19 protein-coding genes and 1 tRNA gene are annotated in these 14,076 nt (G+C 37.6%); 3 read left to right on the forward strand and 17 right to left on the reverse strand.

The window, feature by feature from the left end; all coding sequences use genetic code 11:
* Nucleotides 1-586: 586 nt before the first annotated feature.
* Nucleotides 587-660 (reverse strand) — tRNA-Asn (locus tag ACTBZY_RS01850).
* Between the two features lie 474 nt (nucleotides 661-1,134).
* Here ACTBZY_RS01850 and ACTBZY_RS01855 point away from each other — a divergent pair.
* Complete coding sequence (locus ACTBZY_RS01855) at nucleotides 1,135-1,947, forward strand: crotonase/enoyl-CoA hydratase family protein (protein WP_463044621.1); 813 nt, start codon at nucleotides 1,135-1,137, stop codon at nucleotides 1,945-1,947.
* Nucleotides 1,948-1,967: 20 nt separating this feature from the next.
* The gene (locus tag ACTBZY_RS01860) at nucleotides 1,968-2,747 is read left to right on the forward strand and encodes an enoyl-CoA hydratase/isomerase family protein (RefSeq protein WP_463044622.1); all 780 of its coding nucleotides are present in this window, start codon (nucleotides 1,968-1,970) and stop codon (nucleotides 2,745-2,747) included.
* A 4-nt stretch (nucleotides 2,748-2,751) separates the two neighbouring features.
* On the opposite strand, the gene ACTBZY_RS01865 is transcribed toward ACTBZY_RS01860, so the two are convergent.
* Together ACTBZY_RS01865 and ACTBZY_RS01870 are read right to left on the reverse strand one after the other, a co-directional pair.
* A complete protein-coding gene (locus ACTBZY_RS01865; protein ID WP_463044623.1) occupies nucleotides 2,752-3,195 on the reverse strand; it encodes an acyl-CoA thioesterase in 444 nt (147 codons plus the stop codon).
* Nucleotides 3,196-3,326: 131 nt separating this feature from the next.
* On the reverse strand, nucleotides 3,327-3,713 hold the full coding sequence (locus ACTBZY_RS01870) for a DUF1573 domain-containing protein (RefSeq protein ID WP_463044624.1): 387 nt from the start codon (nucleotides 3,711-3,713) through the stop codon (nucleotides 3,327-3,329).
* Between the two features lie 178 nt (nucleotides 3,714-3,891).
* Here ACTBZY_RS01870 and ACTBZY_RS01875 point away from each other — a divergent pair, with 178 nt between their 5' ends.
* A complete protein-coding gene (locus ACTBZY_RS01875) occupies nucleotides 3,892-5,085 on the forward strand; it encodes a tyrosine-type recombinase/integrase (RefSeq protein ID WP_463044625.1) in 1,194 nt (397 codons plus the stop codon).
* Here ACTBZY_RS01875 and ACTBZY_RS01880 read toward each other — a convergent pair.
* The 14 genes from ACTBZY_RS01880 to ACTBZY_RS01945 all read right to left on the reverse strand — a co-directional run bounded on the left by ACTBZY_RS01880 (nucleotide 5,082) and on the right by ACTBZY_RS01945 (nucleotide 14,044).
* Nucleotides 5,082-5,888 (reverse strand): hypothetical protein, encoded by an 807-nt coding sequence (locus tag ACTBZY_RS01880; protein WP_463044626.1) that lies wholly within the window; start codon nucleotides 5,886-5,888, stop codon nucleotides 5,082-5,084. The genes ACTBZY_RS01875 and ACTBZY_RS01880 overlap by 4 nt on opposite strands.
* A gap of 4 nt (nucleotides 5,889-5,892) precedes the next feature.
* Complete coding sequence (locus ACTBZY_RS01885) at nucleotides 5,893-7,125, reverse strand: hypothetical protein (protein ID WP_463044627.1); 1,233 nt, start codon at nucleotides 7,123-7,125, stop codon at nucleotides 5,893-5,895.
* Nucleotides 7,126-7,127: 2 nt separating this feature from the next.
* A complete protein-coding gene (locus ACTBZY_RS01890) occupies nucleotides 7,128-7,541 on the reverse strand; it encodes a hypothetical protein (protein ID WP_463044628.1) in 414 nt (137 codons plus the stop codon).
* A 4-nt stretch (nucleotides 7,542-7,545) separates the two neighbouring features.
* The gene (locus ACTBZY_RS01895) at nucleotides 7,546-7,893 is read right to left on the reverse strand and encodes a hypothetical protein (protein ID WP_463044629.1); all 348 of its coding nucleotides are present in this window, start codon (nucleotides 7,891-7,893) and stop codon (nucleotides 7,546-7,548) included.
* Nucleotides 7,850-8,167, reverse strand: coding sequence for a hypothetical protein (locus tag ACTBZY_RS01900; RefSeq protein ID WP_463044630.1), 318 nt, complete (start codon nucleotides 8,165-8,167; stop codon nucleotides 7,850-7,852). The genes ACTBZY_RS01895 and ACTBZY_RS01900 overlap by 44 nt, the downstream gene beginning before the upstream one ends.
* Nucleotides 8,160-8,648 (reverse strand): phage holin family protein, encoded by a 489-nt coding sequence (locus tag ACTBZY_RS01905; protein ID WP_463044631.1) that lies wholly within the window; start codon nucleotides 8,646-8,648, stop codon nucleotides 8,160-8,162. The genes ACTBZY_RS01900 and ACTBZY_RS01905 overlap by 8 nt, the downstream gene beginning before the upstream one ends.
* Before the next feature lie 2 nt (nucleotides 8,649-8,650).
* A complete protein-coding gene (locus ACTBZY_RS01910; protein WP_463044632.1) occupies nucleotides 8,651-9,697 on the reverse strand; it encodes an LPD1 domain-containing protein in 1,047 nt (348 codons plus the stop codon).
* A gap of 1 nt (nucleotide 9,698) precedes the next feature.
* The gene (locus ACTBZY_RS01915; RefSeq protein ID WP_463044633.1) at nucleotides 9,699-10,394 is read right to left on the reverse strand and encodes a hypothetical protein; all 696 of its coding nucleotides are present in this window, start codon (nucleotides 10,392-10,394) and stop codon (nucleotides 9,699-9,701) included.
* Between the two features lie 102 nt (nucleotides 10,395-10,496).
* Nucleotides 10,497-11,204: a glycoside hydrolase family 19 protein gene (locus ACTBZY_RS01920; RefSeq protein WP_463044634.1), complete on the reverse strand. Its 708-nt coding sequence runs from the start codon at nucleotides 11,202-11,204 to the stop codon at nucleotides 10,497-10,499.
* 6 nt (nucleotides 11,205-11,210) lie between these two features.
* Nucleotides 11,211-11,393 carry a hypothetical protein gene (locus ACTBZY_RS01925; RefSeq protein ID WP_463044635.1) on the reverse strand — a complete coding sequence of 61 codons (183 nt, stop codon included), beginning with the start codon at nucleotides 11,391-11,393 and terminating at the stop codon, nucleotides 11,211-11,213.
* A complete protein-coding gene (locus ACTBZY_RS01930; protein WP_463044636.1) occupies nucleotides 11,390-12,178 on the reverse strand; it encodes a hypothetical protein in 789 nt (262 codons plus the stop codon). Before ACTBZY_RS01930 ends, ACTBZY_RS01925 begins: the two co-directional genes overlap by 4 nt.
* 1 nt (nucleotide 12,179) lies before the next feature.
* A complete protein-coding gene (locus ACTBZY_RS01935) occupies nucleotides 12,180-12,710 on the reverse strand; it encodes a hypothetical protein (protein ID WP_463044637.1) in 531 nt (176 codons plus the stop codon).
* Nucleotides 12,711-12,716: 6 nt separating this feature from the next.
* Nucleotides 12,717-13,343 (reverse strand): hypothetical protein, encoded by a 627-nt coding sequence (locus tag ACTBZY_RS01940; RefSeq protein WP_463044638.1) that lies wholly within the window; start codon nucleotides 13,341-13,343, stop codon nucleotides 12,717-12,719.
* A 71-nt stretch (nucleotides 13,344-13,414) separates the two neighbouring features.
* Nucleotides 13,415-14,044, reverse strand: a complete 630-nt coding sequence (locus ACTBZY_RS01945) for a hypothetical protein (protein WP_463044639.1) — start codon at nucleotides 14,042-14,044, stop codon at nucleotides 13,415-13,417.
* Nucleotides 14,045-14,076 lie beyond the last annotated feature (32 nt).

Below are 14,076 nucleotides of genomic sequence, written 5' to 3' on the forward strand. Positions count from 1 at the left end.
TATCCTTATCGACCTTTATCAGATTGAAATTATCGACTAACAATTCGGGCAACAATAGCTTTACTAGTTCTTCCAATTTTATAGATGTTAAATTTCTCCAAAATTCAGAATTTAACAGCTATCCCCCTACTTTTGTTCTTGGTCCCTTTAAACCCGGTTTATGTATTGGAGAATGGTAATGAGTTTTAAAGTGGAATAAATCAGACTTTTAAACGAGATTAGCATAGCAGTTTGCCCTGAGCTTTTTGTCGAAGGGTTCTAGTGATTGAGTTTAAATGGGTTTACGAACTGTTTTGGAGCAATTTAGCTACGGTACCGATAACTATAGGGAGATTGCCAAATGCATAAAGCGGCTTAAAAAGGGAGATGGACTCTCTTGGGATTCCTTAGCCGTATGTTTTGTTGCTGTATGTCACAATACAGTATTGTGTTTTTAGTGTAAAAGAGCCTCCTTTAAAGCCCTCAAACGGGCGTAGTGATATAGGTGGAGGTTTATCCGTAAGGGAGGGTAATGAAAGTCCACCAATTTTATAGCTGAAATGACCCAAAAGGGCACAAAAAAAAGCAGCATTTCTGCTGCTTTTTGCTCCTTCTCTTGGGCTCGAACCAAGGACCCTCTGATTAACAGTCAGATGCTCTAACCAGCTGAGCTAAGAAGGAATTCTGACTTCGTTTCCGAATTGAGATGCAAAAGTATACGCTTTTAAGGACGTGTGCAAGCCCTGACTAAAAAAAGATGGTATTTTTTTACATTTATTTTTGCCCATTGATTGTTTTTAAATGCATCTCTCTGAGATACAATAAGTTATAAATTCATTATTTTTTGTGATGTTTCAATTTATTTTTAAAAACCAATTTATGAGGTTTGCACATTTGAAAAATGTGAATGTAGAATGTATTTTGAGGACGTGTGCAGAAAGGATATATTTGTTTAATCCGGTTTATGCGTTGGAGAATCGTAATAAGTATTAAAGTGGAATAAATCAGGCATTTAAACGAGATTAGCATAGCACCGTTTTGGTGATTGAATTTAAGTGTGTTTACGAACTGATTTGAAGTAATTTAGCTACGGTACCGATAAAATCGGGAGATTTTATAATGCATAAAGCGGGTTTAAATCCTAAAATCATCAACATGAATTACGAACATTTTAAAATTGACATTGACGCTCATGTGGCTCATGTTAGGTTTAACCGACCTCAAAAGGCGAATTCTCTTCACTTACCAGCTTGGGAGGAAATGCAAGCGGTTTTTGAGGAAATGGACAGCACTCCAGAAGTTAGAGTTATTGTTTTGTCTGGTGAAGGACAAAACTTTTGTGCAGGTATTGATTTGGAAACGCTGATGGACATTCAGCGGTTTGCTTCCATCCCCTGTGAAGGTAGGAAAAGAGAAGCTCTAAGAGGTTTTATCTTTAAATTGCAACAAACCATAACATCAATAGAAAAATGCCGAAAGCCGGTTCTCGCGGCCGTTCATAAAGCATGTATAGGTGGTGGTTTGGATATTGCTACGGCTTGTGATATGAGATACTGTACAGATGATGCCTATTTCTCTATAAAAGAAATTGATTTAGGTCTTGTGGCTGATATAGGCACATTGCAGCGATTGCCAAATATCATCCATCCCGGAATAGCCGCCGAACTGGCATACACAGGTAGAGAGGTAAGTGGGAAAGAAGCAGCGGAGATAGGACTGGTCAATCAAAGTTTTACATCAAAGGAGCTCATGATAGAATACGTAGATAATATTGCCCGAATAATAGCTCTTAAATCGCCCTTAAGCGTTAGAGGTACCAAAGAAATGCTGTTGTACAAAAGGGATCATAGTGTTGCGGAATCTTTAAACTATATGACAGCTTGGAATGCTTCAATGTTATTGTCAAACGACTTGACTGAAGCCTTTACGGCTTTTATGGAAAAACGCAAACCGGTTTTTGAAAATTGAAATATAAAGAGATAGAAATAATGAGAAAATTTGAAACGATAAGTGTTAGCATTGAAGACGGGGTAGCTATTTTGGTTTTATCAAGACCAAAGGCGTTAAACGCCTTAAACCAGACATTAATGAAAGAGCTTTTAGATTTCTTTAATGAGGAGTTAAGAAGCCTTGATGTTTCGGGAGTAATAATAACTGGCGACGGAGAAAAAGCCTTTGTGGCGGGTGCCGATATTTCTGAGTTCGTTGCGGTGGAAGAAGGAGAGACCTTCAGTCCAGAGCAAGGTCACGTGGTTTTTAATGCTATTGAAAACTGCCATTTGCCGGTTATTGCCGCTGTTAATGGTTTTGCCTTGGGAGGCGGCTGTGAGTTAGCCATGGCATGTCATATAAGGGTGGCCTCAGAAAAGGCTTTGTTTGGCACTCCAGAGGTTAAATTAGGGCTAATTCCTGGTTATGGGGGTACTCAAAGACTCTGTCAATTAGTAGGAAAGGGAAAGGCTTTGGAGCTGATGATGACTGCAGACATGATTGACGGCAAGGAAGCCCATAGGCTTGGATTGGCAAATCATGTGGTTAGCCCGGGCGAAGAGGTTCCTAAAGCGATGGAGATTTTGAAAAAGATTAGTCAGAAGGCACCATTGGCTATTGCTAAGGTAATAGACAGTGTAAATGCATTTTATGATGGTAAAAGAGATGGATTTAAGTCAGAAATGGAAAACTTTGAATATCTTACCTCTACCAAAGACTTTAGAGAAGGAGCTACAGCCTTTTTAGAAAAACGAAATGCCGTATTTAAAGGGGAATAGAGGACTATTCTTTAAGAATAGCCTCTCCATAAATGTCTAACATGGTTTTTTTCCAAGGCCCAGGAATATTCGTTTTCTTTAGGTCTTTGAAATCGTAAGCCATCACGGTACTCTTAGCAATGGCTACTATTTTCTGGTTTTTATCAGAATACATTCTGCATTCACCAGTAATCCGGTCTTGCATTAAACTTATAATATCATAAGTAAGTATGATGGTGTCTGGATAGGTTACTGGGGCAAAGTACTTGCAATCCTGCCAAGATAAAATGATGCTTATATTTTCAAAGTTTAGATTTACAGAACTTAGAGCTTCGTAGAAACCAATTCTGGCAGATTCGGCCCATTTAAAATAGTTTGCATTGTTCACATGGCGAGCCACATCCATATCTGACCATTGTACTTTTATTTCGGTTTTGTAAAAAGCGTTTGCTGTAAGAGAATCTATCATTAATTGGTATTGGTGATGATATGAAGAGTCAAATGAAAGCCCAAAATTACTAAGAATTAGTAGGAGACTTTAAAATAAAAAGGACTTACCCGCATCGGATAAGTCCTTTTCAATTAATTCTTGATTAAAAACTATTTGGTTTTTGACTTCGGAGTTACCGAACCATTAATAGTTAATATCACTGTAGCGTTTTCCGCATTACTAGTTACCGTAATTGTCTTTTTGAAATTACCAGGACGACCAGAAGTGTTATATCCAACTTTGATAGAACTAGATGCACCAGGCATTATAGGATCAGTACTCCACTCTGGAGTAGTACAGCCACAAGAAGCCATAGCTCTTGAAATTACTACAGGAGCAGTTCCTGTATTGGTAAGCTTGAATGAATAAAGAGCTACTGGACCTTCAGCAAGTGTGCCGAAATCATGCTTTTCTGTTTCAAATTTAAGTACACCCTGGGCGTTTGAAGCCACTGCAAAAGCCATTATAGCAACAACTGTAAATAATACTCTTTTCATTGATTTCATTTTCTTTGAGTTTGTATTTTGATATTTTATTAGACTACCTTACAAATTAACATCCAAAATGTGCTTGCTTACAAATATTTAACAGGCTATTAACAAATAACAAAGTTATAAGCCTAATTTGTAACTGTTTAAACCTATTAGGCACTTTAAAGTCACAATACCAGGAACAATGCAAGCACGACAAGAAACTTTTTTGAACGTCCACGGGCAGGAGTACCGGGAGTGTATTCTTTACCCTTTGCCCAAAAATGGCAAACGTGATGTTCGTAAAAATTGGATGATTCGCTTTTATGTTACCCATCTGGAAACAAATGAACTTAAAAAAGTTGACTTGAAAAAGTACAATCATATTAAAGCACATAAAGAGCGATTAAACAAGGTTAATACCCTGATGGCTGACATTAACAACAAGCTCCATTTAGGATATGTTTTTGATTCTGAAATTGGCATGAAAAACAAGCTCGCTAAGATGTCGATTAGAGATGATTTTAAAAGCTACTTGGACTACCAAAAGAACGTTAAAAAACTATCAAAAGAGACTATCAGAATATACACATCAGTTTTTAAACATGTGGATAACTTTCTAATAGAAAATAAGATTGAAAGGATGCAAACGCAACACTTTGACAAAAGTCATGCCAAAAGCTATTATAACGAATTATTGGTAAGTGAGATGGCAAACGGTTCAAAAGCTCGATTATACCTTACTGTTTTTAGACTTTTTATTGAATGGTATTATGATGAGAACAATATTGAAAAAACAAACCCATTTGCACGATATAAAATAACTGTTAAGGAATCAGATAAACATACGCCATACACCGGGGAGGAAAGAAAACTAATATGGGATTACTTAAGAGACAAAAATGATTTTCAATTGCTCCTAATGACTAAGTTAATTTATTTCACCTTTGGCCGGCCGCACAAAGAACTTAGAATGTTGAAAATTGGAGATATAAAAGGGGATAGGTTGAGAATTGGAAGCGATAATAATAAATCAAATCATTCTAAAGAACCAATTTTGCCGGAAGAATTAACGGACCTAATAGAAGAGTTAGGAATTAACAACTATCCTAAAAACTTTTACATTTTTGGTACCGGTGGGGTGCCTGGTGTAAAAGTAGTGAACCAACATTTTTTTTATCAAAGCTTCAAACTGTTAAAAGACAAACTTGGCTTTGATGATAATTACACCATTTACGGCTTCAAGCATTCCGGTAATATTTCACTTTATGAAATTACAAACGGAAATTTAGCAATGCTCCAAAATCAAAACGGGCATAAATCCGCAAATAGTACCGCTAAGTACATCCGGAAATATGCCCATTCTTTTAATCAAGAAGATTTAAAAGGGTGGTCTTAAGATTTTAATAAGTTGGTCAAAACTTTAAAGACTGCAAATACCAATATGGCTATTACAATTAATTCTACAGTTGTTCGCTCAGCAAAATAAGCCTTTAGGAATCCTACACTAAATACTGTACCGGGTATAATATTAGTACTTAATATTGGGTCTGGTTTTCCTAGGTCTGGCGGCGTTCCTGGGTCTGGCGGCGTTCCTGGGTCTGGCGGTGTTCCTGGGTCTGGCGGCGTTCCTGGGTCTGGCAATGAAACTGGCGGCTCTGCTGTTTTAATAGGAGGTGGTAACGCCTCTTCAATAAAATAATTTCTAATTTTATCAGCGGTTATACCTACATCTCGAGGGTCAATTGTTAGGCTTCCATCTGGTTTCAGCCACGCTTGCCACATGTTTATTTTAAACCATGCATTATTATTATCAATATTAAAATTTGCGGTTACCGTAGTGCCTGGGTTTGCTTTTAATAATGGTGTTGTGGGTATATTCTCACCCTGCAAAATCCCTATAATATCATATTTGGTACCATTTATAAAATTCTTTATTTCTAATGTATAGGTCCCTTCCGGTAATTCTAAACGGCCTACATTAGTTCCCATTTTGTAATTTGCCAAAGCTGTAATGGCTTCATCTCTTAGAGGATGATTGTCGCTTTGTTGGCTCCCTACACCATCCGAATAATGTTCATAAATAACCACGCCATTTTTAAGAATCCTAATTCTTGCCGGAACTGGTTTTTCTAATTCCCATGTTTTGGCGTGATTATTCATTACCGTAACATGTGACGGCATGTATACTGGTTTACTCATAATTTTAGTACGTTGAAAGTGTGGCACGTTTCCAGCTATTTGCTGAAGTGCATACAAAAATGTAACTATCTGTTATTCTAATTTCGCCGGCGGTGCATGTTGTGGCATTTGTTGCCGGAGCAGTATTTAAATCAGTAAGGTTTATTTTTCCGCTAAAGTAATGATTTGTAATACTTGAATTTCCCCACCTTGCAGTATTATCTCCCCTTCCTTTTGCACTACTCCCTACTACAATTTCATTGCCACTACTAGCCGCTTTTGTCTTTGCCGAATTACCAATTATAATGGCCTGGTTTAAAGTTGTCACATCTCCGGTGCCTCCAATTCCATCATCATAATTAGTGCCGGCTGCATAACCTATGGCTACATTAGAACCCCCAACGGTTGCCTTTTCCGCAGCGTTAGAACCTATTAGAACATTACTATTTCCTGTAATATAATAACCAGCCTTAAAACCTTGAATAACGTTAAAACTTCCCGTTGTTAAAGTATAGGCCGCTTGATAGCCGGACGCTACATTATAAGTGCCACTTGTTAAAGATATTAATGTGAATGCTCCAAATGCTGTATTACCTGGGGCTATGTTAGTATAAAGAGAGCGATATCCAAATGCGGTATTATAAGAACCGATAATATTAGAATATAAAGAAAGAGAACCGCCGGAACTATTATAAGACCCGGTGGTATTGTTATACAAATTAGAAAGCCCCAAACCTACGTTTTCGGTGCCTGTACTATTTACCAATAATGTTTTAGAACCAAGGCCGGTATTATGGTCGGCGGTATTTACTTGGAGTACATCAGTACCAACGGCAGTATTATATTTACCCACTAAATTATCTCTTAGGGTTCTTATACCTATACCTACATTACAATAACTTTCTAGGCCTTTTTCCTGGCTTAAATAACCTATTGCTACATTATATTCACCTTCCAATAGGCCGGAACTCATGGCATCAGTACCAATTACAGTATTCCCCTTACTATTTCTTAGCCCTCCCATTCCCAGGTTCTCAGAATAACGCAAAGCATTACGGCCAATGGCAATATTTAAAGAGCCGGCCGTTGTTTTGGTCATTGCGTTTTTTCCAAGAATTACATTTTCGGTATCCTGACCAGTACCAACATATAGGCCATTCACTAAAGTAGCCCTTATTGATTGTGGTTTGTTGGTTCCTTGTACACTTTGCCCAATTGCAAAAATGGGCAACAAAAGAAGTATTAATATTTTTTTCATTATTAGTAAATAGTTTTAATTCTAACGGTACAACCAGCACCCGGTGTAAAAATAATTTCCTGCTTAAATGTTTCTGTAGCGGTATCGCTTCCAAATTTCCCATCGGCGTAATTCATACTATTTCCATCTATAGAAATGGCACATGTACCACCTTCAATTTCATAACTATAACTATGAATTGTTCCGGCAGTAAGTTTATGTATAGTTGGATTTGTTATGTCTATTTGGCTTATGTTGTCATAAGTTTTAGCCCTAACACCGCCGCCGTTACTTCGTACTATCAAATTTTTTGGGCTTTGTGGCTCTGGATTTGTTTTTTCATTCAAAAGTTTAGGAATTTCACCTTCATCATTTAATAGCTTAAACAGTATCATAATACCAACCCCAAATAGCAATATTTTAATTATTCCTTTCATTTTATTATATAATTATCAATGTTATAAATACACCAATTGCAACCTTTGCAATGTCTTTACCTACTGTTAACTTCTTTTTTACTTTACCGTTTTTCTTCACTCGGTAATGGTCTTTTATTTGATTCCAATTACTTTCAACCGTCTTAAATTCGGCAATGGTTAAATCAAATTGTTCTTTAATGCTTTCCCGGTATTGAATACAATTTTGTATATCCTGGAGATACATTTTTTCTCTTTTTCTTGAATATTTTAATTCAGTCAAAGAATCTAAAATAGCCGGTGCATTCTTTACAAATTCCGTTACAGTTTTAAGGCTGTCGGAATAGGTCGTTGATTGCCCGTAACTTTTCAAGCTCAGTAAGCTTAGTATTATCAACAAGCTCTGACAAGCGGCCTTTTTCCAATTCTTTGATTTCATATTCTTGTATTTTTCTTTGTGCCTCGTATTTATCGGTAAGCGATTGTACTATTATTTCCCTATCAACAGCATAAAGACTTTGGCCGGCCTCTAGCCCTTCACTATAGCCCACCGCCTTTTGATATTTGCCATTTGCGAACACTAAAAAGACGATCACCATTAAGCCGGTGCCGTAGCTTATTAGTTTGGTTTTAGTTTCTTCATTCATTTGGTGCCAAAGATGAAATTTTACCTTCATTATTAAATTCAGTCAATCTCGAGACAATCCAACTCGGTATAAAACCAGGCTTAACCTTTTCAATATTCACAAAAGCACTTAAACCCTCTTTAACTACAAAACCAAATAGTGCCGGGGCTGATAACCAAGAAAGCCAATCAAGACTTTCACCGTTTATGCTTATTCTAGTTAGTTGGTGTAATACAATTAGAGAAATCATATATAGAACAGACTTAACAACCAATTCAGTAAAGAAAATAGATATTGAAAAGTTCTTTTGTTTCACAGCTGCCCATCCTCCCATTACTGCGTTTGATAATAAGGCAATCCCTAGAAATATTAAATATTGAAAATCATCAAAAATATATTGGACCACAAAGGCACCTATTACGCTTATAAATCCAAGTTGGATATTGAATATAAATGCAATGAATTTTAATAATTGGTCTTGAATGAGTAGTAAGGTTTTCATATTTATTTTTCGTTTCGGTATGCTTTAATAATATTGTCAAAATGTGGCTTTGCGGCTCTTAACATGTTGGCCGTTGGGTAAATAAATGCTTCATATTTAGGCTTACTGATGAATATATTCTTGATGCCTTTTTTTGCCATTTCTACAGCCAGATAACTTTCAAAAGAACGGGCTATTATTTCTACCCTACTTTTGAAATAGTCACCCATTGGCGACCCGTCCAAAGTTTGGTCTAATTGCTCCCTCCATTTCGATTTCGAAAAGTCAGTTTTGGTGTTGGTGTTAACTTCAGCCAAAACCTTTTCATAATCTGATTCTAAACCTTTGCCGAAATACTTTGTCTTATTTATGGTGTACCTGGTGGAATGCCCACCGCTTAAGAAATCTCCTTTTCCTTGGTGAAAATCTAAAGCATGCATCCATTCATGGGAGAAAGAACCAATACCACCTTTGAGCAACATTTTTTCATATTTCTCTGCCTTACGTTTTAAAACCTCTTTCCTGTCTAGCGAAAACTTAGTGTTGTAACCATCCGGGTACCTTGTTAGATTAATGGCAAAAAGTGACGGGTAAAATGTTGCACTTGCACGCCCTGAACCTCTAGCACCAAGCGAAACGGTTAATTTGCCATTGAATCCCATTTTTTTATATGGTAATCCTAAAATTACTTTCATGTCGTATAGGCTTGCGGCCAATCCAAACATATAATTATATCTATCCTCTTGGCTTAACCAGTTACCAAATTGAATGCCTCTTAAGCCGAAAAATTGAATAATGCTTTTTGCATCAAATGGGTTTAATCCTTTTGGTAGTCTGTTTTGGTCAAAGAAATTATGAGCAATTAAATTGACGGTGTTTTTTTTCCAGTACTGGTCCAACCTTGTGCCGTTGGCACCTTCTGGGCTATCTGTTAGTTTTTCAATATACAAAGCCACTTTTACACCAACTTTCTGTTTAAGTGTATCTTGCTTATAGCGGTCTTTTAATCCCTTCTTTTGAGAAGTGGAACCGGTAGCCTTTTTTAATATTTTTTTCTGCTCTCTGCTCATCTTAAAATATCTGCTTTGCGGCTTGTTGGTAATATACTTTAGCAGTTTTTAAGGCTTTGCCGGCCTTTCCGTCCAAATGTGCTAACCTTACTACCTCTTTATTTATTCCGGCTATTCCTTTTTGTTGCTTGCTGAAAGTTTTCTTTGGTGGTTTTGCTCTTAAAACCTCCGTTCTAACTGCCTTTATAATTCGTAACTGGTTACGTTCGGTATATGAAAATATATCTGACCTACAAGCTTTCACCTCTAGCAACTTTCCAAAATAGTATTTTGGCGAATCTATAAACTCCTGGGTTTCTTTGATTACCTCAGAATCTGAAAGCTGTTTTCTGATAGAACCAACCAAACATTTAAGTTCTTTATGATTCACCATGCCCAACCTTATCACTTTAGATTTTTTGGTGGTTTGCTCCTTTTTACGTTTTCTTAAGTAGCCGTTAATCTTTGCGGCTGTTGGGTATTTATGAGCAAATTCAATAAAGTCCTCAATAATATAACTTTCGTCTTTATTGGTCCCGGTAGCTTCCTGAATTTCAATAGCAATCTTATCTAAAGATGTTCCTTTTGATGAAATGTAATTTGACCGTATAGCACGACTCAAATTATTAGCATCTCCAAACCTTTTCCAACTTGTAAGTGTGGTAAGTGGTCTTAAAACCGCTATGGCATCCGGTATGTTTTCAACTAATATTTTCATTTTTTATCAATCTGATTTTCTTTGATATCTATTAAATTTCTCCAAATGGTAGTAATGGCTACCAAGAAGAGAAGTATTTGCGTTATTTTTTCGCCGTTAAGTTTACCCATTTGTATAATTTTTGTATATGCGGCCAAGAACCAAGAGTATAAAAATTCCTAATAGTACCGTCGGCATTCCAGCGATTTGCACCGGAATTTTTTTTTTAATAGCAATCACATTGTCAAAGCCAACCGGCAACACTTGCAAAGCTCTTTTGTAATATGCTTTACGTTCTGTAATGTGGTTTTGCCCTCCGTTAATGATGTAAGTCAAATATTCAAAAGCAGAATACCAAACGCCTTTAACTATTTTATAATTTTCCAATTCCCCTAAATCTGCATATTTATTCAGGGCTTTAAACTCTGTCCAGAACCATCCGGCTACATCTTGCCTAAGTGGGTACTCTGCTAACTTTTCTCTATTGGTAGCATTCCCGGTAATATCTAAACCTATATAATCGCCATAGGCTTGATTATTTGCCCGGCCTGTTAATTGAATATCTCCAAAGCCTCTAAACCGTTTCCCATCTCCGGGAAAAATGTTACCTAAATCTAATCTACCTTCATAATTTGAACCGTCGTGAATTTCTTTAGAATAAAAGAACTCGCCAGATTCAACGGCCAATTGTGCCAGGTAGGCCGCTATTCTTAAACGGGTGTTAATCTCGTATTTTTCTAAAGTCTGATTTACATACGGCAATGCCTTTTCAAGCCTCGAAAGTGGGGCATTGATATAAATGGCCGATAAATCATTAATAGTTAAATACATTATTAATTACTTGTTTAAAACTTTCCAAATCACAACACCAACCGCAAAAGCTAAAATGCCATATAGCCAAAAATTTAAGGCTAGGCCGCTCCATGTTTCATCTGCTGACGTAATCACGTTTGCAGTTGGTTTTTTTTCTCCGGTTAATACATCTAAGATGTCACCGAACGCTCCTGTTCTTTCGTTCATATCTGTTTTATTAAAAGTTCTTCATAAATGCAACCTCTTGTGGATTCACCATCGTTAAAATAAGATTTGGTCATATCCTTAAGGAAAACATACCTTCCTTTTGTCGCTAAAGCGGTATTGGTAAAGTTTATAGTTGCTTCCACTATACCGGCGTAACGGTCATTAGGAATGTTACCAACTATTTTAGTAATATCGCTGTAGCTTCTAATGTTTACGCCGCTTCCATAGCTCACGCCTCCCGTAGTCTTTACGGGCGTTCCAGGTGCAAACTTATCTTTGCTTGTAGTGCTTGTAGTGCTTGTAGTTGGGCTTGGGCTCGTGCTTGGGGTTGTGGTACCGGCTCCGTAATCAATACTTTTTACACCAATTCCATTTACTACGCCTATAAATTTGGCATAGTCTGAACTTCCTAATTCATCACTTAGGTCTGTAGTTAACGCACTACTATAAAGAGTTCTATAAGCCGCCGCTACTGCCGGAAAGTCTGTAATGTCTCGAGCTATTGAAAATATGGCGGCTTCGTCTGTTCCATCCCACTTTCTCATTGTTTCAGAACCTGACGGGTTCATTGCGTTTCTTAACTGGCTTGCATGTTCGGCCGCTCTGTTGGTTCCGGTTCCTATGGTGTCGGCTAGTTCATCAGCTTTGCCTTGTCTTAAGGTTTCCACAAACTGCACAATATAGTTTTTAAAGAACATCAAGACTAAAACGCCCATTCCTACATATATAAGCATGTCCAACGCTCCCGTTGAAAATCCGTTTGTACTATTTTTATTACTTGCCATTTTAATCTTTGAATTGTGTTCTTACAATAACCGTAATCAAACCAATAACACTAACCGCCACTAATGCATAAATAAGCCATTGGGTGTTACTTGTAATATTTGAACCGTTTGAACCTAAACTATAATCAAGCCTGTCATAAGGGTTTATTACTGTGCCTGTGTCTGGTGTGCCGGTGCCTGGGTAACCTGCTAAAATATCTTCTAGACTTGGTTCTGTGCCTGGTGTTGTGCTGGGTGGGGCCGTTGCGGTTACTTTTGCTTCTCTTAACCAATATTCATCAAAATCATGTGTGGTGATGTACACAATTTGAGGACTTGGATTAGAAGTAGTCACATTTACCACGCTTGAAATCTCTAAATATTCAAGGTTCACATTTTTCTTAACCGCTCCGGTAAAGCTTCCTAACACCGGTGGAATCTCTACGTTTATTGCATCTAAATAACCGGCTCTTTTGCTAGGGTCTGGCTGCGAATAATAGGCTGCTGAAATTCCCGGCCTTGCATATATTACATCACCTTTATTAATATCCATTTTTGATTACTTTAAGTATTTATAAGCTCCAAACCCTACGCCTATCAACACAATTACTATTACCACATAAAGCCAATTAATGCCGCTTTCGTCGGCCGCTGTTGGGGTATATCCTGCAAAGTTTGTTTGTAAGCCTGTGCCGAATCCCGTATTTACGGGGTTGGCGGTGTTCAATCCCTGGTTAATGTTTGCCTTTATGGCATCTTCTGGACTGGTAATAATAGGTACACCATCATAAGCAGGATTCAACCTTTTTAAGAAATATACATTTAACCTATATTGTGCCTCTAAAACCCTTATATCATCCATTAGGCCGTATATCTCAAACCTTTTGTTTTTAGATGTAGGCCATACCGGATTTACATAATCCAAATTCATATATCCTATAGTGGCCTGTTCTAAACTTTTGGCTAACTTATTGGCCGTATTATCTCCACCAGTAATTTTGATTTGAATAATAACAAGTTTTATCTGCTCTATTATTTGCAGGTTTTCAGCCTGTAGCTTTTCGGCTTGCGTTTGAATTATTTCTTGTTCCATAGTTGGTATTGGCGGCAATGACGGCACGAGAAAGGTAGCGAATGGGTAGTAATCCCACGGCGTTTCTATTCCTTCTGGTGCTTGTACTGGCATTTTGTTTTTGAATAAAAAAAGCCGCCGCATGTGCGGCGGCTTTTGCTTATATACTACTATCTAAGGAATCTTTATATCCAATCTTGGCTTTGTGCGAACTTGTAAGCCGCAACCAATACCACCAACACGATACCGATTTTTACAACCTGGCTCATGTCTACATTCATACCTAAAACGCTTGTGGTAGTGCTTGAGGTTGTAGATGGTGTAGCTGATGCACCGGCAACTAAGGCCGCTTGTAAATTACTTGCACCAATCTGTTGAACAAATTCAACATCAGATAAGGGCAAGTCTTTTTTCAAGACATGCAAATCAGCATCTAATTCAAACGGAATTTCGTCGTCTGTTGGGGCTTTTGGAATAATGTCGCCAGGTGCAAGCCTCATTGCCGCTAGTTCTGCCTCAGTTGCAAATTTGTTAATACTGGTAGTTCCTAAAGCCACTACCATTGCATTTGAAGCCAAAAGCGTTTCTCTACCTCTTACCGAATATCCCTCTTGGCCGCTTACGGCCGTGGTAGCTGTAGAATATTGAATAAGCTCACAAACTAACTTACCCATGTAATAACGGGTTCTTATTTTCCACCCAAATGCGGAAGAATCCCCGGTATTGGAATCTCTAATTATACCAATTACAGAACCGTCTCTTAATTGTCCTGGGGTTCCTCTGCCTGTGGCGTCAAAATATGCTGATACTGCCATAACTTATTTTCTGTTTTTTGTTTGTTGATGAA

Source organism: Arcticibacterium sp. (assembly GCF_055134445.1).